Raw genomic sequence first — 25,456 nt, forward strand, 5'->3', positions numbered from 1 at the left:
GAATTGCACGCCGGCCTCTGCCGCATCGCCGAGATGCGTTTGGCCGTTGGGATCGGAAGCGGAGTTGGGGGCGTGATCGCGAACCGTATCAAGGCCAAGATAATCGAGAGCCTTAACAACTTCTCCGACATTGGAATATTTTCCGTCGGTGTAGTCGATATGCGTATCAATTCCAAAGGAACGAATAATATCGTTTATTCTAACGGCTTGAGCCATAAGCTTTTCTCCCGGTTTACGAGGGAAGTGGCAATGGGAATGAATCCCCATTTGTTGGCGCCAATTCGATTTAATACACGAGGAGGGTCGTGCGGCGATGACTCGTTATCCATGATATATTGTTGCGAATGTGGCTCAATTCGGATTGTATTTATTATGCAATCTGCGCTTGCATTTTTTCGTTCGGCCGGATGATCATGCGCGAGTGGGACGGCCCATAGGCAGAGTCTGGCGAAATCCGACATGGTTTTGGAGGATCCGATGACCGTCAATGTTCAATTCCGGTTTCGCAGCGGCTTGCCATTATTGGCGTTCGACAATGTCCGTCTCCGCGGAAGTTGGGACGAGCAAGGTCACCCCTCGAATGATTGGACGTCTGTTCCTATGCAGCGCTCTCGTGACGAGGATGGCTATGATGTCTTTGTCATCAGGGTTCCCTTTCCCGATGACGAGATCGGCACGCATTTTCGATGGGGGATCGAACTGGGTCGACCCGGCGCTTCAAGCCTGTGGGCGATCGCCGGCGAATTGGACGACGAGGCCTCGTCGCGTCGCGAACGCTCGTTCGATCTCCAGCAGGGGATCGGGCCGCAGACCTATTATCTGACATGGATCGGCCGCCTGGGAGCGAACCGGGTTGAAAAGAGCGACGCTGCCGATGGCATCCGCTTTTCGGTCTGGGCGCCGAACGCCCGGGATGTCTTGCTGGTCCTGGCCGATCCGGCCATCGGCTATATCGCCGATGACGGCACCGGAGCGGTCGCAACCATCAAAATGCGAAGAACCATCGACGGATTCTGGATCGCCGAAACCGGCGACGATGATGGCCTTTTAGATTTCGACAGCATGGTCGGCACGCCGTACATGTACCGCGTTACCAAGGATGATGGATTGCTCGCCTACCGCACCGATATCTGGTCCCTCATGCAGATTGGCGCCGGAGACTTCGATCCCGATGGAGCAACCTATCACGGATCGCCGGCGGCATTGGACGGACCGCAAAGCTGTTCGGTCGTCTGCGACCCGAAGCGGGTGGTGCTCCCGTCCGGGCAGGAGCTTGCAGCCGAGGCCTTCTGGGCTGACGAATTCATTGCTGGCCGAAAGCTTCCCGATCGGCTCGAGGATCTGGTGATCTATGAACTGCACGTCGGCGCCCTCGGTTTCGGCAAGGCCGCGCCCGGCACGCTTGATGATGCCATCGCCTTCGTCGAGCATCTCTCGGCGCTCGGCGTCAACGCCGTGGAATTGCTGCCGATCGCGGAATTCGAGACCCGGGCCAACTGGGGCTACGGCACCTCGCATTTCTTTGCCGCCGACCAGGGGGCCGGCGGCACCGACCGGCTGAAGATGTTCGTCAAGGTCTGCCACCAGCGCGGCATCGTTGTCATCCTTGATGTCTGTTACAACCATTTCGATCCGGATGGCGAGCGGGCGCAATGGGCCTATGACTCCAACGATCACACCCGCAATATCTACTATAGGTATGAGGGAAATCCCGGCGACTACGCCGATCCCAGAGGCGGCTATATCGACAACATCTCCACGGGGTGGGCGCCTCGCTTCGATGAGGAAGCCGTCCGCCAGCTTTTCATCTCGAGCGCTGCATTCCTCGTCTCCGTCTGCCATATCGATGGTTTCCGGCTCGATCAGACGAGTTCGATCCATCAATATCCGGTCCTGCATGCCGACGGCCGGCGCGCCGATCGGGCTGCCGCCTTCGGCGCCAAGTTTCTCAAGCAGTGGACCCGCACGATGCGGCTGATCAAGCCACAGCTTTTCCTGACGGCCGAAGACTATTCGGACTGGTCGGCGATGACGGAACCAAGCCTGACCGGCGACGGACTCGGCTTCGATGCCACCTGGTACGGCGATTTTCATCACAACCTCGTCGAATATCACGGCGGCGCACAGGCGCAGCTGTTGAAGAATGCCGGTTTCGGAGACAAGCGGGCTTTGACCATGTCGTCTTTTGCCGGCGCGTTGCAGACGAGCGCGCGATCCAAGGTGGTCTACAACCAGTCGCATGACGATTGCGGCAATCGTGAAGGATCGGCACGAACCGCGGTTATTGCGGTCAATTTCGCGCCTGTTGTCGGCGAGACCCGGGCATGGGCGGACGCGAGATCGAGGTTCGCAGCGGCGATGACGCTGCTGTCACCTGGGACGCCGATGTTTTTCATGGGCGAGGAAATCGGCGCCCAGAAGCCCTATCGCTACAATGATTTCCTCGCGAACCGGGAGAATATTCTCGGCGAAGCGGATGGTGACGGGGCAGGGATGATCAGCTGTTATCGCGATCTGATCGCGCTCAGCATCCACCAGAACGCCATTCGCTCGCGCAATATCGCCATTCCCCTGGTTCACGACGAAAATCGGGTGATCGCGTTTCATCGATGGGACGACGGCGAGGATTTCCTCGTTGTGGGGTCGCTGAACGACGCTCCCTTCGAACAAGGCTACCGGCTGCACAGCGAACGTCTGGGGGATGATCTCTGGGAGGAGATCTTCAATACCGATGCTCACAAATATGGCGGCTGGAACGTCGGCAACGGCGGCGGAAGAATTAGAGCCACAGCAGGAGTGCTCGATGCCGTGCTGCCGGCATCAGGCGTTCTGGTCTTTCGCAGGCTGTGACGCGCAACGCCCGGAACGGTCAGACGAAGCCGAGCGGCAGATTTTCGACTTTCCTGTCATTGCCGTAATCGCGCTCATGCGGCGATCGACGACCGCCGTCGCCGCGAGCGGACAGATCGATGCGGTTTTCGGCGAAGATCCCGTCGGGCCAGGTGCCGGTGTCATGGCAATCGGCATCGAGCTTGGGGGCAAGAATTTTCAGGATCATCAGGGTTCCTCCACGGCGCACCATCAACACTCGGAAAGGCCGTCTGGTTCCGTTTATAAACCCCGAATTATTAATAAATTAACCATAAAGCTTAAGGGCCAAGGTATCGCCGCATCGATCCCGTCATTCTCGCAAGTGACGCTAGTGGACGATTGATGACGAGGACATCGATGCCAGCATCCCTTCGGTCGCGCGGATCAGCCGCGCTGCGCGCGCCATCACCTCGGCTCCGGCCTCCGTCTCGGCAATCGTGGTTGCCATACTGTCCAGCCCGTCCGCAACCTGGATCAGCTTGGGTAGCATGTCGGCTCGTCCGACCGCTTCGGTCGATCTGGCGAGCTTACGCAGCGCCTCCGAATAGCTCGATATCAAAGCGAGTTTCTCGTCTGCAGGAATATTCGAGAACGAGCGTTTCTCGGAAGGCGACAGCGGCAATTTCGGCATGGATGCGACCTGTTGAACTGCGTGTGAACTCGAATAGCCGCTTTTTGTTCCGAGCTGGCCCATTGTCCCGAGAGCCGATCGCTTGCTTTGAAATGGAACTCCGGAGCTTGCTTGCCGTTGAGAGGCATGAACAGAGGAGGTTTCCATGCAGTTGATCGATACGCGAGTCACACAGGCCGGCGACATTTTCACCGTTGAATTTTTAGGCGAGGGAGGAGAATCGATTTCCGTCAAGATTGATAATTCTCACGGCGAGCTCGACGATACGACGGCGGTCGATCACGCCAAGGTCATGATGGTTCAGCTGACCTCTTTTGCCGACCGTGAAGCAGATGGCAGCATCAACCGTTACGATGCCTTGAGCAACGGCAATTTCGACGAGGGCAGCAAGGGTTTGATCGGCCAGCCGAGTGCGCGTTCGGCCGGCGACAGGCAAACGCTGGAGGAGGAGCTCAACGAGGGCCTCGAGGACAGCTTTCCTGCAAGCGACCCGGTCTCGGCAACGGTGTCGTCCATTCCCGCCAACGCGCCACGGCATTGATTTCGCCGCGATCTCAATTCCAAATGCAGGCGAAGGCTGCCCCGGTTTCCGCGGGCAGCCTTCTTCTTACATGACAGATTGATGTCGAAACTGAGAAACAGCTGAAAACATCAGGTGTGTGATTGACATGGGAGCCTTCTAGAGAGGGCACAAGAAGGGGCGCGGGTGACGCGCTGCCGACGTCTCGGAGACGCGCCCATGAAAATCATCCAGATCACCGACACCCATTTCAGCCCCGACAAGCCGCATTTCAACGGCAACTGGGCGCCGCTTCTGACCTGGATCGAAGAGACCGGCGCTGACCTGATCGTCCATACCGGCGATCTCACCGTCGACGGCGCCGACAAAGACGCAGACATCACCTTTTCGATGGATCTGATGCGCCAGCTGTCGATCCCGATGCTGATCGTCCCCGGCAATCACGATGTCGGCCACCTCAAGGGATCGGACCAGCCCGTCAATGCCGAGCGGCTGTCCCGCTGGCGCAGCCTTGCCGGCGACGACCGCTGGCTGGAGGATGCGGCCGGCTGGCGCTTCATCGGATTGAACTCATTGCTTCTCGGTCATGAGGATGACGAGGAGGAGGCTCAGTTCGAATGGCTCCACCGGGCGCTTTCAGACAGGGGAGGCCAGCGCGTGGCGCTGTTCGCGCATAAGCCGCTCTTCGTCGATGCCCCCGACGAAGGCGATACCGGATATTGGAGCGTTCGCCCGGCTCAGCGCCGGCGGCTCTATGATCTGATCGCGGCTCATGACGTGGCGCTATTTGCGAGCGGCCATCTCCACTGGGCCTGGCAGGGGCGCTTTGACAATACCCAGCTGACATGGGGTCCGTCGGCCGCCTTCATCATCGACAAGATGGAGCGCGAGATGCCGGGCGAACGCCTGATCGGCGCAGTCGTCCACAAATTCGATACGAGAGTTGAAAGCACGGTCGTTGCCGTTCCCGGCATGACCGCATATGTGCTCGACGATGTCGTGCACGAGGTCTATCCCCAGGCGGTGAAGCAGCGGGAACCCGTCGAATGAGCGCGCTCTCGCTTCGCGGCATCACCAAGGCTTTCGGCGGCAACCAGATCCTCGATGGCGTCAGCCTGGATGTCGGAGCCGGTGAATTCATCGCGCTGGTCGGCCCTTCCGGCTGCGGCAAGAGCACGCTGCTGCGCGTCCTTGCCGGCCTCGATCATGCCGACCGCGGCGAGATCCTCATCGGCGGGCAGGACATGTCCGGCGTTCCGGCCGCCGACCGCAACATTGCCATGGTCTTTCAGTCCTACGCGCTCTATCCGCATCTGACGGCGTTACAAAACATTGCAGTGCCCTTAGCGATGCGCCGGCTGTCGAGAATGCAGCGGCTGCCCTTCATTGGGTCGTTGATGCCGGGCCAGCGCGCCACCCGTGCGGCGATTGCCCGCGACGTCAGGGATATGGCGACATCACTGAAGATCGAWCACCTGCTCGACCGCAAGCCCGGCCAGATGTCAGGCGGCCAGCGCCAGCGCGTGGCGCTTGCCCGCGCCATGGTGCGCCAGCCGAGCATCTTCCTGATGGACGAGCCGCTCTCCAACCTCGACGCCAATCTGCGTGTCCACGCCCGCGGCGAGATCGTCGACCTGCATCGCCGCGCCGGCGTGCCGACGCTCTATGTCACCCACGACCAGGCGGAAGCGCTGTCGATGGCAGACCGCGTCGCCGTGATGATGGGCGGAAAGTTGCTGCAGATATCAAGCCCTGAGGTCATCTATGACGATCCCGCCCATATCGAGGTCGCCCGCTTCATCGGCCAACCGCGCATCAACCTGCTGCCGGCCTTTGCCGAAGGCGGCGTCATTCTCTGCGGCGGCCTGCGCCTGACTCTTGAAAATGCACCCGACAGAAAGATGCCGGTCACGATCGCCATTCGCCCCGAATTCGTCTTTCTTTCCAAAAACCGGCATGACGGCCTCGCCGCCCGGATCGAACGCGTCGAATTCCTGGGCTCCGAAGTCATCCTCCATTGCCGGCTCGAAGCTATCGGCGAGACTATCGTCGCCAAGGTTCAACCGTCGGAAGCCTCCGGCCTTGTTGCCGGCGATTCGGTCGGGCTGCGGCTTTCGCCCGGCCGTACGCTGATCTTTGCCGAGGACGGCAGCCGGCTGCCCGGCGGCGTTGCTGCTGGTGATGCCTGGCTCGGCGCCGCCGATGCCGGGCTCGCCAACAGCGATGCCGGGCTTGCTTCAAGCGATGCCCCACGGGAGAGGGCGCATGGCTAGCATCGTCTCCATGGCCGTGCCACACGATGCGGCCGTTGCGCATCGGCGCAGTGAGGCCCGCATCGCCTGGATGCTGGTGCTGCCGGCGATGGCCCTGCTGTTCCTCTTCGTGCTTTTGCCGGTCGCAGCCGTCGTCGTGCTCGGCTTCACTGATTTCGAACTCGGCTACGGCAAGTTCCGTTTCGTCGGCTTCGAGAATTACGCACACCTGATCACTGACCGGACGTTTCGCAAGTCGCTCTGGAATACGACGGTCTATACCGCGATCGTCGCACCTATCTCGATCCTTCTCGGTCTCGGCATTGCCATGCTGATCGAGAGCGAGACCAAGGCGCGCAGCTTCTTCCGCACCGCTTATTTCCTGCCGGTCGCCTCCTTGATCGTCGCCATGGCGACCGTCTGGCAATATATGTTCCACCCCACAATCGGCCCGGTCAACGCACTGCTGGCCCTTGTCGGGCTTCCCGGCCCGAACTGGCTGGGCAGTTCCGGCACGGTGCTTTACAGCCTCTCGATCATCGGCGTCTGGCAATCGGCCGGCTTCAACATGGTGCTGTTCCTTGCCGGACTGACGGCGATCCCGCGCGAGCTATACGCGGCCGCCGAAGTGGATGGGGCCAGATCCTCCCTCGACCGCTTCTTGCTGGTGACCTGGCCGATGCTCGGGCCGACGACGCTTTTCGTCATCACCATCAGTATCACCAATTCAGTCAAGGTCTTCGAAACGGTGAAGACGCTGACCGACGGCGGCCCGAACAAGGCGTCGGAAGTGCTGCTCTTCACGATCTACCAGGAAGGCTTCGTCTATCTGCGCGTCGGTTATGCCTCGGCGATGACGGTGGTGTTTCTGTTGATCCTGGTGGTGCTAATGTTCCTGCAGTACCGCGTTCTCGATCGCCGGGTGCATTACACATGATAACGAGCGCTCTTTCCCTCGGCAGAATCATCCGGCTGACACTGCTTTCCCTCGGCGCAATGATCTTCCTGTCGCCCTACGTCTTCATGATCTCGACGGCAGGCAAGGCCCAAAGCGACATCTTCACCTCGTCGCTGTCGCTGATCCCGGCGCACCTGACCTATGTCGAGAATTTCACCAAGGCCTTGAGCCGGGTGCCGATGGCGCAGCTCTTGTGGAACGGTGTCGTCGTCTGCGGGCTGATCTTCTTCTTCCAGGTGCTGGTGGCGATCCCTTGCGCCTACGCCATGGCGAAGCTGCGCTTCGGCGCTGCCCGCGCCATGATGGTGCTTGTCATGCTCGGTCTGCTGGTGCCGATTCATGCGACCGCGCTGCCACTTTATGTCGCCTTCGACCGCGCCGCGCTGCTCAACAGCTATGCCGCCCTTGTCGCGCCCTTCACCATTTCGGTCTTCGCGATCTTCATGTTCCTGCAGTTCTTCCGCGCCATGCCTGATGACCTCATCCATGCCGCGCGTCTCGATGGCATGTCGGAACTCGGCATTGTCGCCCGCATCATCGTGCCGAATGCCTGGCCGGCGGTCACCGCCTTCGCCATCTTTTCGGTCGTCGCCCATTGGAACGATCTCTACTGGCCGCTGATCGTCATCAGCAAGCAGGACTACGCCACCCCGCCGCTGGGCCTGATGTATTTCCGCGCCGCCGAGGCCGGCGACGACTACGGCGCGCTGATGGCGGCGACCCTCATCATTACCCTTCCCCTCGTCATCGCCTTCCTGCTTGCGCAGAAGCGCTTCGTCGAGGGCATCACCATGACCGGTCTCAAAGGCTGACCGGTTTCAACCCAGGAGAACGAGCGATGAAACATATCACCCAGCTTCTCGCCGCAGCGGCCGTCTCGATGGCAATCGCGCTTCCCGCGCATGCCGAGACGACGCTGACGGTTCATTACCCGATGCCGGGCTTCTTCAAGGACGTGATGGACACGATCTCGAAGAAATTCATGGAAGAAAATCCCGATATCAAGATCCAGTTCGCCAGCCCGTCGGCCACCTATGAAGAAGGCATCCAGACGATCCTTCGCCAGGTCGGCACCAGCGAAATGCCCGATATCACCTTCATCGGACTCAACCGCCTGCGCATGCTCGACGAACGCGACGTCGCCGTCGACCTCGGCCCGCTCGTCCAGAAGGACGGCAACATGGCCGAACAGGGCTTCTCCGACACGATCCTCAAGCTCGCCCAGGTCAAGGGCAAGCAGGTGGGCCTGGCTTTCGCGACCTCCAACCCGATCATGTATTACAACGCCGATCTCGTGAAGGCGGCCGGTGGCGACCCTGAAAACCCGCCGAAAACCTGGGATGAGGTCATCGCGCTCGGCGGCAAGATCAAGGCGCTCGGCAATGGTGTCGATGGCATCGATTTCCGCTGGCAGGGCGATGACTGGATGTTTTCGGCACTGCTCTTCGGCGCCGGCGGCAAGATGCTGAGCGAGGACGAAAGCAAGGTCGCCTTCAACGGTCCGGAAGGCCAGAAGGCCGTCGAGGTCCTGCATCGCCTGGTTACCGAAGGCGGCATGCCTGTGTTCACCAAGGCCGCCGGCGAACAGGCTTTTGCAGCCGGCAAGGTCGGTTTCGAGTTCCAGACAACCGGCGCGCTGCGCAACACGATCAAGAATGTCGGCAACAAGTTCGATCTGCGCACGGCAAAGATCCCTTTGATCGATCCGGTGAACGGACATCTGCCGACCGGCGGCAACGCCGTCGTCATCCTGACGCATGACGCCGCCAAGCAGGATGCTGCCTGGAAGTTTGCCAAATTCGCTGCCGGTCCTTACGGCGCCTCCGTCGTCGTCCCCGGCACCGGCTATGTCCCGAACAACGAGCTCGCCGCGAAATCGGCCGATTATCTCGGCGACTTCTACAAGCAAAACCCGCTGTTCCAGGCAGGCCTCAGCCAGATGCCGGTGATGATCCCGTGGTATGCCTTCCCCGGCTCGAACGGCGTCAAGGTCACGCAGACAATCGTCGACAACCTCTCGCGCATCGTCGACCAGTCGGCCGAACCGAAGGAAGCACTCGACGACGCAGCTGCTGACGTCGAGGACATGCTGCCGCGCAGCTGATCGCCTTCCTTACTGGGAATAGGGCAGGGCCGCCACGCCGCGCGTGTGGCGGCCTTCCCGTTTCCGAAGCTTCAGATGGCGCGCACCGTGCCGCCGCGGCGCAGCGTATAGGCGACGTCGAGATGGCGGGCGGGCGCGGCATTCTCCGCCATGTCGAGAAGCAGCGAGGCGGCCGTCGCGCCCATGCTGGCATCCGGCATTTCGATGGTCGTCAGCGGCGGGTCGATCAGCCGGCCGATGGCGATGCCGTCGAAGCCGGCGACTGAAACATCTCCGGGCACCGACAGCCCCTCGCGCTTCAGCGCACCGATGACGCCGAGCGCCAGCAGATCATTGGAGGCGATGATCGCCGTCGGCGCAAGTAAGCTCATTGTGACGCCAAGATCGAGCTGGTCATAGCCGCTGACAAAGGGGATCTGCACCGCATCGAGGGGTGTCAGCCCGTTCTCGGCCATGGCGTCGAGATAACCACGGTAGCGAAGATGGGCGCGGTCGGAGGTGGCGAAATTGCCGGAGAGAAAGAGAATGCGGCGATGGCCCATGCCGATCAGGAAGCTTGCGATCTCGCGGCCCGCGCCGCGGTTGTCGGCGGTAACAGCCGCCGGAAACTGCGCCGTCGGCAGGTTGTTGAGCAGCACGGTCGGCGGGAGCTTCGCAAGCAGCGCCTTGCTGGTCGATGGATCGCAGACAGTGAGGATCAGCCCGGTCGGCCGGTCGTTCAAGAGTGCGGCGACGGCATCGGCCTCGCGCGCCGGATCGTAATTCGACTGGGCGATCAATACGCCGTGGCCGGCCACCAGCATGCGATTCTGGATGCTTGACAGCGACGAGGCAAAGACCGGATTGGTGATGCTCGGGATCAGCACGCCGACCACCGGCCTGCGCCCGAGCCGGCCGGCGGAGTGATAACCGAGTTCTGCGGCCGCGCGGCGCACCTTGCGCACCATCAAATCGCTGGCGGGTCCGTTGCGGTTGAGGACACGGCTTGCGGTCGCCAGCGAGCAGCCTGCCCGGAATGCGACCTGCTCCAATGTCGCCATCGAAAGCGCCTCCTGGTGACAGCATCGAGGCGCAATCCTTTAGGCGGGTTCGATGACAATGATCTGACACCCAGAGCATGATGCCGAAAAGTGTGAGCGGTTTTCGGACGACATCATGCTTAACTCTTTAATTGAGAACAGGATTCAGATTTAGGCCGACCGGGCCTAAAATCATCCTGTTCTAGGCAGAATTATCTGCTTCTTATTTATTCACACACATGGAAGTTGCTGGGGAATGCAACCTGTGGAATAGTCAAGTTGACGCCATCTACCCACTTCATTCTCATCACCTGGACAAGAATGTCTTACAAAAAAATGGAATGCTCCACGGCGTGGTGGTTTTTTGCGACGGTCTCCCTTGTCGCAAACTTCGCGTTGCCAGCCTATGCGGACACCCCGTCCGTGCCTTGGCCGCAAACGCAAAGCGACATCCAAGCCGAGTCCGACGTGCATTTTGGCACGCTCGCCAACGGTATGCGGTTTGCGATCATGCGCAATGTCACGCCGCCCGGACAGGCAGCTATCCGCTTTCGCATTGGCTCCGGTTCGCTCGAYGAAAACGACAACCAGCAGGGCCTGGCGCATGTTCTCGAGCACATGGCCTTCAAGGGTTCGACACATGTCGCCGAAGGGGAGATGRTCCGTATCYTGMAGCGCAAGGGCTTGGCCTTTGGGCCGGACAYCAACGCCYMTACCTCTTATGACGAGACCGTCTATRCGCTCGATYTGCCCGAGGTCGATGCWGACACAATTTCGACGGGCCTGATGCTGATGCGCGACACGGCGAGCGAGCTGACCCTCGATGCCAGCGCCTTTGATCGCGAACGCGGCGTCATCCTGTCGGARGAGCGGYTGCGCGACACGCCGCAGTATCGCGCGTCACTCGGAATCATGAATTCGCTGCTCGYCGGCCAGCGCGCGACCATGCGCGCCCCGATCGGTAAAGCCGACATCATCAGCAATGCGCCCGTGGACCTCGTCCGTGATTATTACCGGGCCAATTACCGACCCGATCGGGCAACGCTGATRGTGGTGGGCGATATCGACCCCGCCGCCATGGAAGTCGAAATCCGSCAGCGCTTCGGCGACTGGAAGGCCGTGGGTCCGGCGCCGACAAAAGCGGATCTTGGCGCGCTKGWGACGAAASGCGAAAGCGCCGAGGTCATCGTCGTTCCCGGCGGCATGACCAGCATACAGATCGCCTGGACGCGTCCCYATGACGCCGCGCCTGACACCTTCGCCAAGCGCCGCGCTGGGCTTATTGAGGATCTCGGTTTCCTGGTGCTCAAACGTCGGGTGAGCGCCATCGCCAGCAAGGCGRATGCCCCTTTCATCAGTGCGGATGTCGGCTCCCAGGATCTCCTCSATTCCGCCCATGTCGTCCTGATCGCGGCGAAYTCSGAGCCGGACAAATGGCAGGCGGCGCTCRCGGCCATTGACCAGGAACAGCGCCGGATCCAGGAGTTCGGCGTTGCGCAGGCRGAGATCGATCGCGAAATYCGCGAATATCGCTCSGCCCTGCAAGCTGCTGCGGCCGGAGCCGCGACGCGGATGACSACCGACATTGCTTCCATGCTGGCTCGCAGCGTCGATGACGATCAAGTCTTCACCTCACCCGCCGAAGACCTCTCGATGTTCGAGACGATGACGAACGGCGTCACGGCGGATGAGGTCAATCGGGCCTTGCAGCTTGCTTTCTCCGGCAACGGTCCGCAGGTCGTGCTGCAGGCGGACCAACCACCTGAGGGCGGAGCCGACACGGTTCGGCAGGTCTATGACGCTTCAAAGGCCATTGCCGTCTCGGCACCATCCGGTACAACTGACGTTGCCTGGCCCTACACCCATTTCGGCGAACCGGGCGCTGTGGTCGAACGTCGTGCGGTTGAAGATCTCGGCGTGACCATGGTGCGCTTTTCCAACGGCGTACGGCTTACAGTCAAGCCAACCAAGCTGCGTGCCAACGAAGTGCTGGTGCGCGAAGATATCGGCCGCGGTCGGTTGGACCTGCCGCACGACCGCTCCGCCGCGATCTGGGCATCTCCGGCTGTCGTGCTGTCTGGCGTAAAGGCCATGGATTACCAGGATATACAGAAAGCGCTGACGGCCAACATTGTCGGCGTCGACTTCTCGGTCGGCGACAGTTCCTTCAGGTTCGACGGTCGTACACGGACTGAAGATCTTGCGACGCAGCTGCAGCTGATGAGCGCATACACCTCCGATCCCGCCTATCGCCCCGAGGCGTTCAAGCGTGTGCAGCAGGCCTTTTTGAGCGGCCTCGATCAGTATGACGCGTCGCCCGGCGGCGTTTTCAGCCGCGATTTCGCAGGTCTCGTGCATTCCGGCGACCCGCGCTGGACCTTCCCCGACCGCGCGCAGTTGTCCGCCGCCAAGCCAGACGAATTCGAGACACTGTTCCGGCCTATGGTTTCCAATGGCCCGATCGACATCACCATCGTCGGCGACGCAACAGTGGACGACGCAATCCGCCTGACGGCTGAAACCTTTGGCGCATTGCCGCCGCGCCCGGAGGCGGTGTCGAGCAACGATCGCGACGACGTGCGTTTTCCGGCGACGACCGAGAAGCCCGTTTTGCAGACCCATAGCGGTAGGGCAGATAATGCCGCCGCCGCCGTAGGGGCTTCCATCGGCGATTTGCTCTCCGATCTGCCGCGGTCCTTCACCGCCAATATTGCCACCCAGATTGTCCAAAACAGGCTGATCGACCAGTTTCGCATTGCAGAAGGCTCAAGCTATGCCGTGCAGGGCGACGTTGACCTGTCAAGGGAAATCCCGGGCTACGGCTACGCATATTTCTATGTCGAGACAGGCCCGGAAAAGGTCGCGCGCTTTTACGCCCTTGTCGACGAGACCGCCAATGATCTGCGGTCGCATGACGTCTCCGAAGACGAGCTCGCGCGCGCCCGGGAACCCATCATCGAGACATTGAAGCATCAGCAGCAGAGCAACGAATATTGGATCGCATATCTGCACCACGCCCAGACGGATTCGCGCCGCTTAGACCGGATACGCGATAGTCTCAGCGGCTACGGCAAGGTGACCGCTGGGGATATCCGCGCGTTTGCCGCGGCCTATTTCAGCCCGGACAAATTCTGGAAATTCGAAGTGCTGCCGGCGGTGGTACGATAGGGTGAGCACCGCTCACGAACGGCGTTTGACCACGCGCATGTTCATTTCCAAGCGAAGAGCGAAGCCCTGCGTTTCGTAGAGGGAAATGGCCGAGGTATTCGCCGCATAGGCATGCAGATAGGCCGTGTCGCCGGTGGACGCGATTTCGCCGGCGACGAAACGGAAGAGCAGGGTGCCGAGGCCGCGCCCCTGGAAATCGGGATGGGTGCAAAGTCCGCTAAGCTCGGTAAAGCCAGTCTGCCGCATCCGCTGCCCGGCCATCGCCACCAGGCGGCCCTAGCTTCTGATCCCCCAGAAGCTGCCGAGGCTCTGGGCTCGCAGGGTGAACGGCCCGGGTTTGGTCAGTGTCGCCAGCGCCAGCATGTCGGCGGCATCGGTCTCCGTCAGGGGCTCGATGCGGGGATCTGAAATCCTCTCATGGGGCCGCTCGGCCACCATCTGGACCACCGATGCCTCTGTGACGATAGCCAGGCTCGGTGGAATGGCGATCGGCCCGGCTTCGACGAGGATCATGCTCTCCTCCGGCGCCGGCAGTTCCTCCAGGGCGTCGAGGCTTTCCGGCGCATCGTCGGCGGACGCCGCGAAGGGGACGATTGACGGCGGGTATCGCCGTGCCTTCTCATTGCCTTCGGCAAGGTCGGCATGCGCGGTCTCCAGTGCGCTCCAGATCGGCCGGTCGAGAATATGTTTCATCATCCTTCCTCCTTGACAGGGCTGCGGCGCGCAAGCGGCGCCACCGCAAGCCCGTCCTCGATGGCGGCCAGCTGTTCGAGGATCGGTCCGTCGAGATCGCCGCAGAGATCCGCAACGGCGGCGGCGATGCGCGGCCAGATCACCTTCTTTGAATGATCGACGAGCTCCTGTCCCTTGTCGGTCAGCGAGACCAGCCTGCGACGCTGATCGTCCGGCGCCGGCTGCATGTCGACGTAACCGAGCTCGAGAAGCTGGCCGGTCGTCCGCGTTGCGCCGGGCTGGGTGATGCCCACCGCCTGCGCAAGCTCTCCGACCGTCAGCGCTCCGGCCCGGTCGATCGCTGCAAGGAACGGATACTGGCCCGCCTGGATGCTGAGACCGGCCTCGTCGATGACCTGCTGCGTATCCGCCTGCAGCCTTTCTCCGATGCGCCGCAGCCGGCTGCCCATGCACAGAAATCCCAGCGTCCGGACCACATCCTCGACCATACCGACTCCCTATTTGTATCGGATGTTATATAACATGTTATAGATTGAATGGCAATTCTCCTTCGAAAGTGGTCGGCAGACGAGGCCAGGGCAGGGCGGCACGAGCAAGAGCCTCAATCAGCCCCGCCGTTTCCTGGCCATCAGAAACACCGCCAGTACGCAGCTGAGCAGGCCAAGGGACAGTGGCAGACCCTGATGTCCGATCAGTTGCATCGCCAGTCCTGTCGCGGGCGAGCCGACGATGCCGCCGATGCCCCATACCAAGGCGAAGGCCGCGTTACCGGCGATCAGGGCTTGACCGGTGAAACGCTCGCCAAGCTGGATCAGCGACAGGGTGTAGATCCCGAACGAGACCCCGCCCCAGACGAAAACCAGCGGCCAGATAAGCCACGTGGTGAAGACCGACGGCAGCAGCAGGCAGCCGGCCAAGCAAGCCAGGACGCAAAATAACATCATCCGCGTCGAGCCGAACCGTTCGGCGACCCGCCCGAGCAAAATCTGCAGCGCGGCATTGCCTGCGATGAAACAGGTGATGAGCGACGCGATGCGTCCCTCGGCGCTGCCGAGTGCTGCGCCATAGACCGCAAACAGGGAAAGCAGAATCTGCTCGAAGGCGGCGGCCGTGAAAACCGCAAACAGCAGCAGCGGCGCCAGTACGAAGATGCCTCCGACCGAGGTTGCCTCGCCTTCGTTAGGCATCTCGGGCAGGCGAGCGGCGACGGCAAGCACGATCAGGCCGCAAAGAAGAAAGGCCGTAATGCCGATCATGAAGGGCGGCCATCCCTCGGTGCCAGTGAGGCCGAGGGAGAGCGGGCCGATGGCGAAGCCACCCGAAACGATCGATGAATAGAGGCCCATGATCCGGCCCCGGCGTGGCGCCGGCGTGATCGAGATCAGCCAGGTTTCGCTGATCACGTAAAGCGGATTGGCGAAGAAGCCGAGCAGGAAGCGCAGCGGCATCCAGGCCCAGATGTCCTGCATCCAGGCAATCGTAATCAGGGTGAGGGCAGCCAGGATCGAACACAGGATCGCCAGCCGCGCCCCGCCCAGGCACTGCGACAGCGCCGGAATGAAGGGCGCGGATAGGATAAAACCCAACGGCGTCATTGCCGCCGACAGGCCGATCAGGCCCGATGTCGTTCCCTGCCGCTCCAGGATGAAGCTGAGCAGCGGATAGGTCAGCCCCTGTGCCACGGCGAATACCGTGACGGTAGCGATGATGCCCGCCATGGCGGCCCATGGGATCCGATCCGTGCGCGCTGATGTGATGCTTTCAGCAGTCATGCAGATGTCCTCGTCAGACCGTATGGTTTGAAGGGCCGAGAAAGCCTCAACGTCAAAGAGGATGAATTCTGCAGGAGGCCGGGAGTGCCGTACTTAAGCTTTCCCAAAAAGTTCTCAAAAACGTCCAAAGGGACTAAACAGGTCAGCATCGCATTTTGCCCCGACCGCAAGCCCTCACCACCGCAATTTCAGCCGGACATCATCAGGACTACAGGAAATGACCGCCTCACTTTCCTTTCTCGGCCTTCCCGATCGCCTCCCCGATGGGCGTTTGCCCCGCGTGGTGATCTTCGCAGCCGCTCACGGCAGCACCTATCCCGGCAAGGACAGTAGCGGCTACGCCCTGGCCGCTGATGCCATCCGCGTTGCGAGCCAGGAAGATGCCGGGCTCGTCGAACACTGGGATTTCGATCTCGGCGGCCCGCTGTTTGGTGGCAGGCCGGTCTCCTGCATCGACGCCGGCGACATCCCAACCACCCTGCATGACAATGCCGGCAACCGAGCCCGGATCGAAGCGAAGACGCGTAATGTCCTGTCAATGCCCGCCGTGCCGATCCTAGTCGGCGGCGATTGTTCCGTGACCATTCCCTTCCTCGCCGGCTTTGCGGATCACGGGCGGGTCTGGGTCCTGCAGATCGACGCCCATATCGACTGGCGCGACGAGGTGTATGGCGAGCGCCACGGCTATTCGAGCCCGATGCGTCGGGCGAGCGAGATGCCGCATGTCGTCGGCATGGTCCAGGTCGGCCTCCGCAGCGTCGGCAGCGCACGCCTCGCCGACATCGAAGCGGCGCGGGCCTACGGCAGCCGCTTCGTAACTGCCCGAGAGATTCATGCCGAGGGGGCCGAAGCCGCTCTCCGGCATATTCCGAAAGGAGCGCGGGTCGTCGTCACCTTGGACTGCGACAGCCTCGATCCCAGCATCATGCCGGGTGTGGCGGCGCGTACGCCCGGCGGCCTCACCTACACTGAGGTGATCGACCTGTTCGCGGGCCTCGGCAGGCGGGCCAGAATCGCAGGATTCGACATTGTCGAGCTCTATCCTCCTGCCGACATTGACGGCCTGTCGGCCCTGACCGCCGCGCGCCTCCTTGTCAATGCGGTCGGCGCCATCGTTCGGCAAGATTGAGACACTGCTTCCTCTGCGAGCGAACAAGCAGTGCATGGTGCTGTGCGTTTTCGCTTCTAGGCGACCTCGCCCAGACGAGGCTCCGTCCCGGCCAGTAGCCGCCGAATGTTGGCGCGATGGCGGGCGATCACGTAAATTCCGCCTGCGATCACCAGCAGCCGATAGGGCAGCGGTTGTTCCAAGCCGCAGATGAGAGCGATGGCCGTCAACGCCGCCAGCATCGAACTCAGGGAAACAATTCGGAAGGCCGCTAGCGCAACGCCAAAAACCATCGCAGCACCTAAACCTACGGGCCATGACATCGCCAGCAACACGCCGAGCCCCGTGGCAACCGACTTGCCTCCCGTAAAGTTGAGCCAGACCGAACGGCCATGCCCTAACAACACGGCAAGTCCCGCCAGGCAAACAGCCCAAGGCTCTAAGATTTGCGGATCAAACGCTGTCGGTGGCGTGCCCGATGAGACTGTCGAGAACCAAGGGTAAAACCAGCGGGCAAAGACGACTGCTCCCACACCTTTCAGGACATCGACCAGAAGCACCACCAATGCAGGCCATTTGCCGAGCGTTCGCAATACGTTCGTTGCTCCGGTGGATTTGGAGCCACGCTCCCGGATATCGATGCCCTTGAGCAGTTTGCCCGCTAGATAGCCCGAGGGTGTGGAGCCGAGGAGATAAGCGATCGCAAATCCAACCGCACCCGCTATCCAGAAAACCATGGGAGTCACCTCGACGCTCTATTTTCAGGCCGTCATCATTTGGTCGTCACCGCCATCAGCCATTGGAACATGATTTACACTGCTCGCGTCCTCGATGCCACGCGGCCTAAGCGGACGAACAGTTCCATCCAAGCTTTAAAGACTCTAGGATGCGCCTCATGCAGGGATCGCGTTATGCCTTTGGACCATTCGTGCTTGATCCGACTGCGGGGACGCTCCTTCGGAACGATGATCCCGTTGCCGTTGGCCACCGCGGGGTAAAGCTGCTTGCCGCACTCGTCGGGCGGCCCGGCGAAATCTTGGGGAAGGCGGAGTTGATGGATGCGGCGTGGCCGGGCAGGGCGGTCGAGGAAGGCAACCTCACCGTTCAGATCGCGCAGCTGCGCAAGTTGCTCGGTCCGACCGGTGACGGCGGCGAATGGATCTCCACGGTGCCGCGCGTCGGCTACCGCTTCATAGGCGCCATCAATCAACTTGGCGGCGTGAAGCGAAAAGCTTTGCCGCTGCCTGACAAACCGTCGATAGCAGTGCTGCCCTTCGTGAATATCAGCAACGATCCCGAACAGGAATCCTTCGCGGACGGGCTGACCGAAGACCTGATCACCGACCTGTCCAGGATACCGGGCCTGTTCGTCATCGCCCGCAACTCAGCCTTCGCCTATAAGGGAAAGGCGAGGGACGTAGGCGAGATCGCCGAGGAGCTCGGCGTGCGCTACCTGCTGGAGGGAAGCGCAAGACGCGTAGCAGGGCACGTGCGCGTCAACGCCCAACTGGTCGATGCGGCAAGTGGCGATCATCTATGGGCGGAACGCTTCGATCGCAGCCTCGAAGATATCTTTGCCGTTCAGGACGAGGTGACTGGCAAGATCGTCGAAGCGCTGCTCGGGCGGCTGCGCGCACCGCCATCGCGCAATCGGCCCACAAATCTCGAGGCTTACGATCTCTGCGTGCGGGCGCGCAGGCTTATGGATGATACGCCGCAGGCGGCGCGGGAAGCGCATCTGATGCTGACGCGCGCGATTTCCCTCGATCCCAACTATGCCGAGGCCTATCGCTGGCTTGCCATGAACCACTGGATGGGAGAGGTGCATTCCGGCGGACCAACGCACCCCACCCGTAGCCTTGCATTGGAGCTGGCGCGCAAAGCGGTAATGATCGATCCCAATGATGCCGGCTGCCGCTGGATCCTGGCATACTTGCTTGCCTATGAGCGCAGCTTTGCCGAGGCGGATGCGGAATTCGCGAAGGCCATCGAGCTTGACCCGAACGAGGCCGACACCTTTGCGGCACTATCCGACATTGCGGTCTTGGCCGGGCGGGTCGGAGAGGGCCTTGAGCATATCGCCAAGGCCTTCCGGCTGAACCCATTTCCGGCAAGCTGGTATTATCTGGCGCTCGGCCAGGCGCAATATGCCGCCGGCCAGTACGAAGCCGCCGTCGAGACGCTGCGCAGGGACGAGACCTATCGGACAAGCTCACGCCGTTTCCTGGCGGCAAGTCTTGCCCAACTGGGCCGGCTCGACGAGGCTCGCGCCGAGGCCGAACTGTTCCTCGTCGCCAACCCGCATTTTTCAACCCGCCACTGGGCGGCGACGGAACCCTTCCGCGACGCTCGGACGCTTGAGCATTTCGTTGACGGCTACCGCAAGGCGGGTCTTCCGGGGTGACGCCGGCGTGCCTCGAAGACGGCTCGATCTAGACGGTGCCGGGCCGCGCAGTTGATTGGCTCGCGGAAGACAAAAAGTCCTCTTCGGCGGTGGGCAGTTTTCCGTTCGGGGTCAGGTCGTCGACAGCTTTGGGAAGATCGCGCTTCAGTCGCCCAAGAATCTCTTGATGCGAAAGGCCGGTATTGGCAGCGATCTCGTTGAGAACGTCCGGACCCAGTGCTTCCGCGAGCTGGCCGTCATCGATGTCGGCATTCGGACCGGGCTGTATCCACGACTCCACCTTGTCACCCTGACCATTCTGCTGAAACGTCTTCAGCAGGTCGCCGAGACCACCGCTGACGATACCGCCTGATGTCAGCCCACCGAGAAGGCCGCCGAGACCACCCGAGCCGCCCAGTCCGCCAAGAAGGCCCCCAAGTCCGCCGGGCTGCTGGTTTCCTGCGCCCGCCTGCTGAGGGTTCTGGATGCCCCGCAGGAGCTCCCCGATCTTGTCTCTGTTTTGGTAGCCGGCAACGGCAAGGACGGCGAGAAGCGCCTTCAATTGACCGCTCATCATGATGAATCCTCCTATGGTGCTCCTGTAGCGCGGCGCGCCGCAAGGACGCAATGTCCTGAGTGCTCAAAGGTTCCGCGCCGGTTTGGAAACAAGGCCGCGCCGTCCGCATTCGTTTGCGGCCTCGAAGGCCCGGCAGTCCACCGCATTGCTCACGCAGCGGTCAGATTTCCGGGCAACCTCGCCTGTTTGCAAAGGTCATTCGTTCCGGTCCACGGCGCGTCATCCCTTGCACAACGATAGTGCGGGAAGACATGCGTACGATCTGTGCCCTGCGAATCCCTTCGCTGCGTGCGATGTCGAGAGCGTCGTCAGGATCGCAGCCCCGTGGTCCGCGCCGGTCATATCGGTCATATCGATCAGGGTCACGATCACGTTCGTAAACGCCGAGGCCACCGGGGCCGACACGCAACTCCAAATCTTGCGCCGCCGCGATCGTCGGCGAGATCGTCAACCCGGTTAAGGCCGCCGAGCCGATGAGTATGAACTGAAGTGATTTCCGCATGAGTACCTCCCATGGCCATGCCATCGCAAGGACAACATCGACATGCGAGTTTTGTTCCTCAAGATAAGTGAAAGGGGCGCGGGCACGCCGCGCCGTCCCAGATCATTCGCTTCAAACAGCCATATTCGACGCTGCCGACATCACTTCCCGAGGGGCGGGACCGCCGAACATATGGCGACCATCCTCCTCCACTTCCGTGAAACACCAGCGCACGATTCCATCCCGATCGAGCAGGAATTCGCCGACAAGTTGGCCGTGGCCGGTGGCGATCATCTGCTTGTCGTCCTCGGTGAATTCATAGCCGTCCGCCTTGTCGAGGTAGTCCACCGCCGCCATCAGGTCCATGGGCGCTGGAAGCTCGTCCGGCATGTCGATGCGCATCGACGTCACCGCACTCATGCTGATTTTGTGCGGCCAGTCATTCTCGTCTTCGGTAAACTGAAGGTTCGGCAGGCCGAAGGCCTTGTGCGATACCCGTTCCGGATCCGAGGCCGCCAGCAGATTGGGAAGCGGATGGTAGCGGAAATAGAGGCGAGCGCGGTCGATCGGCGTGTTGACAACGGTCAGGCTGTCGATGCCTTTCTCCTGCAAGGCATCGGTGAGTTCGGCCATGGCGGCAATCTGCCGGCGACAGAACGGGCAATGCAGTCCGCGGAACAAGCCGACGAGCACCGGTTTCTGGCCGCGAAAATCGTCGATGGCGACCTTGCCCTGGCGGGTGATTGCGTCCAGCACCACGTTCGGCGCGCGATCTCCCGGCTTTAGCGGTCTTCCGGCGTGGTTCTCATGCATGTTTCGTTCCTCCCTTTATATTGTTGAATCGATTTGCCTAATCGATCTCCGGCGATCACTGAAACGAGGGCAAGTCAGTCGAGAAACGGCAGGACGACGAGCGTGCCAGGATCGAGGTTGTGGCGGATGCACACATCCTGTGCCAGGGTGAAATACCGTTCCGCCTCGTCCATGTCGTCATGCTCAAGGCTGAGTGTCGCCAAGCCATCATAGCACGGAAAGAGCAGTTGCGGTTCATCAATTTCCTTCGCAACCTCAAGGGCTTCCTCGTAATACTTACGAGCTAGCTTCGGCTGCCCGTGGCACTGATGAATTTGGCCCAGCACGATCAGCGGTACGGAGAGATGGTCGCGCTGATCGAGTGCCCGGTCGATTTCGACGGCCTTTTCCGCAGCCGGTACACCCTCGGCAGCGCAGCGATCGGTGAAGGTGCAGCAGGCAACTGCGAGGTTGGCGAGAAGCCGCGCCTGGAAGCCGAGATCGCCGATACGGGTCGCAAGCTCCAGTCCGCGCCGGCAGATCTTGATGGCGTTGGCCGGATCGACAATCGTGTAGAGAACGCCGAGATTGGAATAGGCGCGACAGGCAGCACTTTGCAGATCGGCCTTTTCGGCGACCGAGAGGCTGCGCTCCACTTCCTGCACGGCCTCGCGGCGACGTCCGAGCCGCGCAAAGGCCGCACCCTTGGTGTTCAGCGCCTCCGCCATCGCTCGCGCCGTCTCCCGTCCGGCCTCGGTCGTCCCGTCGATCGGCAGCGTTTGCAGGGATTGCAGTGCCAGCGTCGCCCACTCGGCGGCAGCGGCCTGATCCCCCATGCGGAAGGCCAGATGGCCGCGCTCCTGCAGGACATGTGCACGTTCGACCGGCGCATCGATTGTTGCGATTATCGCTTCGGCTTCGGCCAAATGTGTCTCCGCTTGATCGCGGCGTCCTGCATCGAGATGTAAACGGCCGACCTTGCGCAATATCCGCGCTGCGGCGATAGGGTTGTTGTTGCGGTGGATCGCAAGCGCTCGCTGATAGTGGTTCAAGGCAGCGTCGCGGAGACCGGCGGGACCGCAGAGATCGGCAAGACGCTCCAGCAGCGCGAGTTGCTCTGGTGTAACCTCCGCCTCGTTTGCGAGGGCCGCAAGGGCCTGACGATAGAGGCGCATCGCATCGTCATTGGCGTAGGTTTTGCGCGCCAGATCGCCCGCCGCCATCAGATAGGTGGCCCCCTTGGCCCTTTCTGTGGTCAGGCTGAAGTGATGGCCGAGCTGCGCCAGGTGCTCGGGCCGGTCGGGTGCTGCGCCATATTGACGTTCCAGAACCTGGCCGATCCGTCGATGAAGCTCCATGCGCCGTTGCAGCAGGAGATTGTGATAGATGACGTCGTGCATCAGCGTCTGGCTGAAGCGATAGCCGGGCGATTGCCCGGCATCGGGCCCGCGCAATTCTTCGATGATATTGGCATCGCAGAGATGATCCAATGCAGCATCGATGGCGGCCGGCTCTGTGGCGACGGTGCGGAGCAGGGCGGTATCGAACTTCGGGCCGACCACTGCCGCCTCTTGCGCCAGCCGTCTGATCTCCTGTGGCAGACGATCGACGCGGGCAAGCAACAGGGCTTGCAGGTTCACCGGGATATCGACATCCGTGTCTTCCGCTGCGACATGCCAGCGCTGGCCGTCATTGTGCAACGTGCCCATGTCGATCAACGCCCGAAGGATTTCTTCGATGAAAAGCGGATTGCCGCCGGCGCGGTCGAGGATGCGCTTGCGCATCGTGACCGGCAACTTGCCATGATCCACGCCAAAAAAAGCGGCAAGCAGCTTCTGCCCGTCGGCCGCAAAGAGTGGGGCAAGACGCTGCACGGTGACGCTGACACGATTGGAGTCCAGTGGGTCGGTCTGCGATGTCGGCCGGTAGACCGCAAGTAGCATCAACCGGCTGCGCTCCAGCCGGTCCATCATGAAGCGAAGCACTTCCAGAGAGGTGGCGTCCGCCCAGTGCAGATCCTCGATGACAAGCAGCAGCGGACCTTGCGCCAGCCGCCGCTCGAAGACGGTGCGGACGGCATAGAAGATCTGCCGCCGCAACTGCTCCGGCTCGATGTACCGCAACGCGCCATCGGGATCGCCGAGGCCGAGGACATGTAGAAACAGCGGCAAAAGTCCCTCGACCTCATCCTGGGTCAGATCGAGCGCGCGGAACCCCGTTGCCAGCAATTGCCGCGCCCTGTCGAGATCATCCCGCTCGCCGATGCCGTAGGCGCTGCGCACGACCGCGCCGAGCGTGCCATAGGATTGTTCGCCGAGCGGAGAGCAGGTCGCTTTGCGGATGGCGAGGCCCTGGAAACGGGCAGCACTGCCGGCAATCGCGACGAATTCGTTGACTAGCCGCGACTTACCGATGCCCGCTTCGCCGATCAGCCGGACAAGCTGCGCCGCGCCGCCGCAGGCAAGGTCGAGGCATGTCAGCAACCGCGACATTTCCGTATCCCGTCCGATCATCGGTGCCTGAAGGCCGAGACTCTCGAGCCCGCGTGCCGTATGCGGCGCTTCCGACAGCCCGGTCAGCCGATGGACAAGGACGTTTCCGCTTTTGCCGCGCAACGCCTGCGCGCCGAGACTCTCGAAGGCAAAGGCGTGGCGAGTGAGGCGATAGGTCAGCGGCCCGACGAGGATATCGTTTTCGCCGGCCATGGACTGCAGGCGTTGGGCGGTATTCACCGTGTCGCCGGTCACGGAATAGGATTTTGTACTGACCGCACCGAAGCCACCGGTGACGACAGGGCCGCTATTGATGCCGATATGCAGACGCAGCGGCACACCGGCGCGTGCATGCCAGCGCTCGCCGACCTGCGTCGCTCGACCGATCATGTCAAGTGCGGCACCGAGCGCCCGGACGGGATCATCCTCATGAGCGACCGGCGCGCCGAACAGCGCCAGCAGCGCATCGCCGACGAACTTGTCGACGAAGCCGCCATAGGCTTCGACTGCCTGGGTCATCTCTTCGAACAATTCGTTCTGCAGCACCCGCATGACTTCAGGGTCGATCTGCTCGCTCAGCGTCGTGAAGCCGCAGAGATCGGCAAAGAGCACGGTCACCGGCCGCCGGTCGGCGTCACCCTCCGATTTAGACAGGACCGCCTCGATCTTCGGCTTCGATGCGGACTGCGCTGTGCCTGGTATCGACGCACCACATCGGGGGCAGAAGGCAAAATCGGGCTGACAAGGATGGCCGCAGGCAGCACAGGAGAGTGGTTGCTTTGCGCCGCATCGCGGACAGAAAGCAAAACCGCTCTGAATATCGAACCCGCAGCCGCTGCACTCCATCGGACGCATCTCACGAAACCCCGATGTACGGCTATTTCAGCCGCAACCAGCAGGCCTCAGACAGGGGACAAGCATGAACCTGCTGCCCCAGGCCCGCAAGCACTAAACAAGCGGCGGATCTGGGGACAGCTTCGGCAGCTCGAGAACGGCGATCTTGGCGTCATGAGCGTTCACGAACGAATGGACTTACCGTGCGGCTGCTGCTGGATCGCGCGGCTTGCTTTTGGGGTGTCGATCATCCGCCATCACTGCGGATGGGCGTCGGCGAGCCTTGCAACCCGGCAGTCAAAGAGCACCGGCCGGTCCACGTTGATCATCTCCTCGATCCTGGCATCGAGTTCGCGAGGGCTCTCGCAACGAAGGCCGATGGCACCATAGGCTTCAGCGAGCTTGGTGAAATCGGGCAGCGAGGCCGAATAAGCGCGCGATCGACCATTGCCATCCGGCACTTGACCCCATTCTCGCGCCATGCCCGGATGCTCATCGCTCAAGATGAAGATCTTGATCGGCGCTTGATGCTGTATCGCCGTCGACAGCTCTTTCATCGTCGTTTGCACCGACGCGTCGCCCGCAATGTCGATGACAAGGCGGCCGGGATTTGCGAGCTGCGCCCCCAGGGCGGCAGGAAGACCGAAGCCCATGGTCCCCAATCCCCCTGAGGTAATCCAGCGATTAGGTTTGTCGAACCCGAAGAACTGCGCCACCCACATCTGCTGACCGATCTCCGCGGCGATGATGGGGTCGTGTGGCTTTGTCAGCGCATGCAGACGCTCCAGGGCGTGTTGCGGC

21 protein-coding genes and 2 pseudogenes are annotated in these 25,456 nt (G+C 61.6%); 10 read left to right on the forward strand and 13 right to left on the reverse strand.

The window, feature by feature from the left end:
- Positions 1 to 216, reverse strand: a pseudogene (locus AC1D1Z_RS22765) (calcium-binding protein); the annotation flags it as partial.
- Positions 217 to 477: 261 nt separating this feature from the next.
- On the opposite strand from AC1D1Z_RS22765, the gene AC1D1Z_RS22770 reads away from it, so the two are divergent.
- A complete protein-coding gene (locus AC1D1Z_RS22770) occupies positions 478 to 2,850 on the forward strand; it encodes an alpha-amylase family glycosyl hydrolase (protein ID WP_446992492.1) in 2,373 nt (790 codons plus the stop codon).
- Positions 2,851 to 2,869: 19 nt separating this feature from the next.
- On the opposite strand, the gene AC1D1Z_RS22775 is transcribed toward AC1D1Z_RS22770, so the two are convergent.
- Both AC1D1Z_RS22775 and AC1D1Z_RS22780 read right to left on the reverse strand, forming a co-directional pair.
- Positions 2,870 to 3,058, reverse strand: a complete 189-nt coding sequence (locus AC1D1Z_RS22775; RefSeq protein ID WP_131606708.1) for a hypothetical protein — start codon at positions 3,056 to 3,058, stop codon at positions 2,870 to 2,872.
- A gap of 141 nt (positions 3,059 to 3,199) precedes the next feature.
- Entirely contained in the window at positions 3,200 to 3,565 is a 366-nt protein-coding gene (locus tag AC1D1Z_RS22780; protein ID WP_131606706.1) for a hypothetical protein, read from the reverse strand.
- A gap of 82 nt (positions 3,566 to 3,647) precedes the next feature.
- On the opposite strand from AC1D1Z_RS22780, the gene AC1D1Z_RS22785 reads away from it, so the two are divergent.
- From AC1D1Z_RS22785 to AC1D1Z_RS22810, 6 genes are all read left to right on the forward strand, one after another.
- Positions 3,648 to 4,043, forward strand: coding sequence for a hypothetical protein (locus AC1D1Z_RS22785; RefSeq protein WP_047621845.1), 396 nt, complete (start codon positions 3,648 to 3,650; stop codon positions 4,041 to 4,043).
- Between the two features lie 198 nt (positions 4,044 to 4,241).
- Complete coding sequence (locus tag AC1D1Z_RS22790) at positions 4,242 to 5,072, forward strand: metallophosphoesterase family protein (protein ID WP_131606704.1); 831 nt, start codon at positions 4,242 to 4,244, stop codon at positions 5,070 to 5,072.
- Positions 5,069 to 6,295, forward strand: coding sequence for an ABC transporter ATP-binding protein (locus tag AC1D1Z_RS22795; RefSeq protein ID WP_477851700.1), 1,227 nt, complete (start codon positions 5,069 to 5,071; stop codon positions 6,293 to 6,295). The genes AC1D1Z_RS22790 and AC1D1Z_RS22795 overlap by 4 nt, the downstream gene beginning before the upstream one ends.
- Positions 6,288 to 7,211, forward strand: a complete 924-nt coding sequence (locus tag AC1D1Z_RS22800; protein ID WP_113544168.1) for a carbohydrate ABC transporter permease — start codon at positions 6,288 to 6,290, stop codon at positions 7,209 to 7,211. Before AC1D1Z_RS22795 ends, AC1D1Z_RS22800 begins: the two co-directional genes overlap by 8 nt.
- Positions 7,208 to 8,044, forward strand: a complete 837-nt coding sequence (locus AC1D1Z_RS22805) for a carbohydrate ABC transporter permease (RefSeq protein ID WP_131606700.1) — start codon at positions 7,208 to 7,210, stop codon at positions 8,042 to 8,044. The genes AC1D1Z_RS22800 and AC1D1Z_RS22805 overlap by 4 nt, the downstream gene beginning before the upstream one ends.
- Before the next feature lie 26 nt (positions 8,045 to 8,070).
- Positions 8,071 to 9,336, forward strand: a complete 1,266-nt coding sequence (locus tag AC1D1Z_RS22810; RefSeq protein ID WP_113544166.1) for an ABC transporter substrate-binding protein — start codon at positions 8,071 to 8,073, stop codon at positions 9,334 to 9,336.
- A 71-nt stretch (positions 9,337 to 9,407) separates the two neighbouring features.
- Here the strand turns inward: AC1D1Z_RS22810 and AC1D1Z_RS22815 are convergent, their stop codons facing one another.
- Complete coding sequence (locus AC1D1Z_RS22815; protein ID WP_115157531.1) at positions 9,408 to 10,376, reverse strand: substrate-binding domain-containing protein; 969 nt, start codon at positions 10,374 to 10,376, stop codon at positions 9,408 to 9,410.
- A 300-nt stretch (positions 10,377 to 10,676) separates the two neighbouring features.
- Between AC1D1Z_RS22815 and AC1D1Z_RS22820 the strand changes: the two genes are divergently transcribed.
- Positions 10,677 to 13,523 carry a M16 family metallopeptidase gene (locus AC1D1Z_RS22820; protein ID WP_477851701.1) on the forward strand — a complete coding sequence of 949 codons (2,847 nt, stop codon included), beginning with the start codon at positions 10,677 to 10,679 and terminating at the stop codon, positions 13,521 to 13,523.
- Positions 13,524 to 13,535: 12 nt separating this feature from the next.
- Here the strand turns inward: AC1D1Z_RS22820 and AC1D1Z_RS22825 are convergent.
- The 3 genes and pseudogenes from AC1D1Z_RS22825 to AC1D1Z_RS22835 form a co-directional block, all read right to left on the reverse strand.
- Positions 13,536 to 14,216, reverse strand: a pseudogene (locus tag AC1D1Z_RS22825) (GNAT family N-acetyltransferase).
- The gene (locus tag AC1D1Z_RS22830) at positions 14,216 to 14,704 is read right to left on the reverse strand and encodes a MarR family winged helix-turn-helix transcriptional regulator (protein ID WP_131606696.1); all 489 of its coding nucleotides are present in this window, start codon (positions 14,702 to 14,704) and stop codon (positions 14,216 to 14,218) included. The pseudogene AC1D1Z_RS22825 and the gene AC1D1Z_RS22830 overlap by 1 nt, the downstream one beginning before the upstream one ends.
- Positions 14,705 to 14,821: 117 nt before the next feature.
- Positions 14,822 to 15,988, reverse strand: a complete 1,167-nt coding sequence (locus AC1D1Z_RS22835) for an MFS transporter (protein ID WP_131606694.1) — start codon at positions 15,986 to 15,988, stop codon at positions 14,822 to 14,824.
- Positions 15,989 to 16,205: 217 nt separating this feature from the next.
- Between AC1D1Z_RS22835 and AC1D1Z_RS22840 the strand changes: the two genes are divergently transcribed.
- Complete coding sequence (locus AC1D1Z_RS22840; RefSeq protein ID WP_131606692.1) at positions 16,206 to 17,117, forward strand: agmatinase; 912 nt, start codon at positions 16,206 to 16,208, stop codon at positions 17,115 to 17,117.
- Positions 17,118 to 17,173: 56 nt separating this feature from the next.
- Here AC1D1Z_RS22840 and plsY read toward each other — a convergent pair whose 3' ends face one another.
- On the reverse strand, positions 17,174 to 17,833 hold the full coding sequence (plsY, locus tag AC1D1Z_RS22845; protein ID WP_131606690.1) for a glycerol-3-phosphate 1-O-acyltransferase PlsY: 660 nt from the start codon (positions 17,831 to 17,833) through the stop codon (positions 17,174 to 17,176).
- A gap of 158 nt (positions 17,834 to 17,991) precedes the next feature.
- On the opposite strand from plsY, the gene AC1D1Z_RS22850 reads away from it, so the two are divergent.
- Positions 17,992 to 19,500, forward strand: a complete 1,509-nt coding sequence (locus AC1D1Z_RS22850; RefSeq protein ID WP_131606688.1) for a winged helix-turn-helix domain-containing tetratricopeptide repeat protein — start codon at positions 17,992 to 17,994, stop codon at positions 19,498 to 19,500.
- Between the two features lie 28 nt (positions 19,501 to 19,528).
- Here the strand turns inward: AC1D1Z_RS22850 and AC1D1Z_RS22855 are convergent, their stop codons facing one another.
- From AC1D1Z_RS22855 to AC1D1Z_RS22875, 5 genes are all read right to left on the reverse strand, one after another.
- The gene (locus AC1D1Z_RS22855; protein ID WP_018445331.1) at positions 19,529 to 20,056 is read right to left on the reverse strand and encodes a YidB family protein; all 528 of its coding nucleotides are present in this window, start codon (positions 20,054 to 20,056) and stop codon (positions 19,529 to 19,531) included.
- Positions 20,057 to 20,216: 160 nt separating this feature from the next.
- The gene (locus tag AC1D1Z_RS22860) at positions 20,217 to 20,558 is read right to left on the reverse strand and encodes a hypothetical protein (RefSeq protein ID WP_080764118.1); all 342 of its coding nucleotides are present in this window, start codon (positions 20,556 to 20,558) and stop codon (positions 20,217 to 20,219) included.
- A 111-nt stretch (positions 20,559 to 20,669) separates the two neighbouring features.
- Complete coding sequence (locus AC1D1Z_RS22865; protein ID WP_047621852.1) at positions 20,670 to 21,350, reverse strand: peroxiredoxin-like family protein; 681 nt, start codon at positions 21,348 to 21,350, stop codon at positions 20,670 to 20,672.
- A 74-nt stretch (positions 21,351 to 21,424) separates the two neighbouring features.
- On the reverse strand, positions 21,425 to 24,667 hold the full coding sequence (locus AC1D1Z_RS22870) for an adenylate/guanylate cyclase domain-containing protein (protein ID WP_427148128.1): 3,243 nt from the start codon (positions 24,665 to 24,667) through the stop codon (positions 21,425 to 21,427).
- 245 nt (positions 24,668 to 24,912) lie between these two features.
- Positions 24,913 to 25,456, reverse strand: a 544-nt coding sequence (locus AC1D1Z_RS22875) for a thiamine pyrophosphate-dependent enzyme (protein ID WP_477851702.1), incomplete at its 5' end; no start/stop codon positions are given.

The sequence above is a fragment of the Rhizobium sp. P1_E1 genome (genome assembly GCF_056406015.1).

What these genes read in the sequence shown, in the direction of transcription:
- AC1D1Z_RS22770 (WP_446992492.1), top strand. Translation starts at nt 478, where the DNA reads ATGACCGTCAATGTTCAATTCCGGTTTCGCAGCGGCTTGCCATTATTG.
- AC1D1Z_RS22775 (WP_131606708.1), bottom strand. Translation starts at nt 3,058, where the DNA reads ATGATCCTGAAAATTCTTGCCCCCAAGCTCGATGCCGATTGCCATGAC.
- AC1D1Z_RS22780 (WP_131606706.1), bottom strand. Translation starts at nt 3,565, where the DNA reads ATGGGCCAGCTCGGAACAAAAAGCGGCTATTCGAGTTCACACGCAGTT.
- AC1D1Z_RS22785 (WP_047621845.1), top strand. Translation starts at nt 3,648, where the DNA reads ATGCAGTTGATCGATACGCGAGTCACACAGGCCGGCGACATTTTCACC.
- AC1D1Z_RS22790 (WP_131606704.1), top strand. Translation starts at nt 4,242, where the DNA reads ATGAAAATCATCCAGATCACCGACACCCATTTCAGCCCCGACAAGCCG.
- AC1D1Z_RS22800 (WP_113544168.1), top strand. Translation starts at nt 6,288, where the DNA reads ATGGCTAGCATCGTCTCCATGGCCGTGCCACACGATGCGGCCGTTGCG.
- AC1D1Z_RS22805 (WP_131606700.1), top strand. Translation starts at nt 7,208, where the DNA reads ATGATAACGAGCGCTCTTTCCCTCGGCAGAATCATCCGGCTGACACTG.
- AC1D1Z_RS22810 (WP_113544166.1), top strand. Translation starts at nt 8,071, where the DNA reads ATGAAACATATCACCCAGCTTCTCGCCGCAGCGGCCGTCTCGATGGCA.
- AC1D1Z_RS22815 (WP_115157531.1), bottom strand. Translation starts at nt 10,376, where the DNA reads ATGGCGACATTGGAGCAGGTCGCATTCCGGGCAGGCTGCTCGCTGGCG.
- AC1D1Z_RS22830 (WP_131606696.1), bottom strand. Translation starts at nt 14,704, where the DNA reads ATGGTCGAGGATGTGGTCCGGACGCTGGGATTTCTGTGCATGGGCAGC.
- AC1D1Z_RS22835 (WP_131606694.1), bottom strand. Translation starts at nt 15,988, where the DNA reads ATGACTGCTGAAAGCATCACATCAGCGCGCACGGATCGGATCCCATGG.
- AC1D1Z_RS22840 (WP_131606692.1), top strand. Translation starts at nt 16,206, where the DNA reads ATGACCGCCTCACTTTCCTTTCTCGGCCTTCCCGATCGCCTCCCCGAT.
- plsY (WP_131606690.1), bottom strand. Translation starts at nt 17,833, where the DNA reads ATGGTTTTCTGGATAGCGGGTGCGGTTGGATTTGCGATCGCTTATCTC.
- AC1D1Z_RS22850 (WP_131606688.1), top strand. Translation starts at nt 17,992, where the DNA reads ATGCAGGGATCGCGTTATGCCTTTGGACCATTCGTGCTTGATCCGACT.
- AC1D1Z_RS22855 (WP_018445331.1), bottom strand. Translation starts at nt 20,056, where the DNA reads ATGATGAGCGGTCAATTGAAGGCGCTTCTCGCCGTCCTTGCCGTTGCC.
- AC1D1Z_RS22860 (WP_080764118.1), bottom strand. Translation starts at nt 20,558, where the DNA reads ATGCGGAAATCACTTCAGTTCATACTCATCGGCTCGGCGGCCTTAACC.
- AC1D1Z_RS22865 (WP_047621852.1), bottom strand. Translation starts at nt 21,350, where the DNA reads ATGCATGAGAACCACGCCGGAAGACCGCTAAAGCCGGGAGATCGCGCG.
- AC1D1Z_RS22870 (WP_427148128.1), bottom strand. Translation starts at nt 24,667, where the DNA reads ATGGAGTGCAGCGGCTGCGGGTTCGATATTCAGAGCGGTTTTGCTTTC.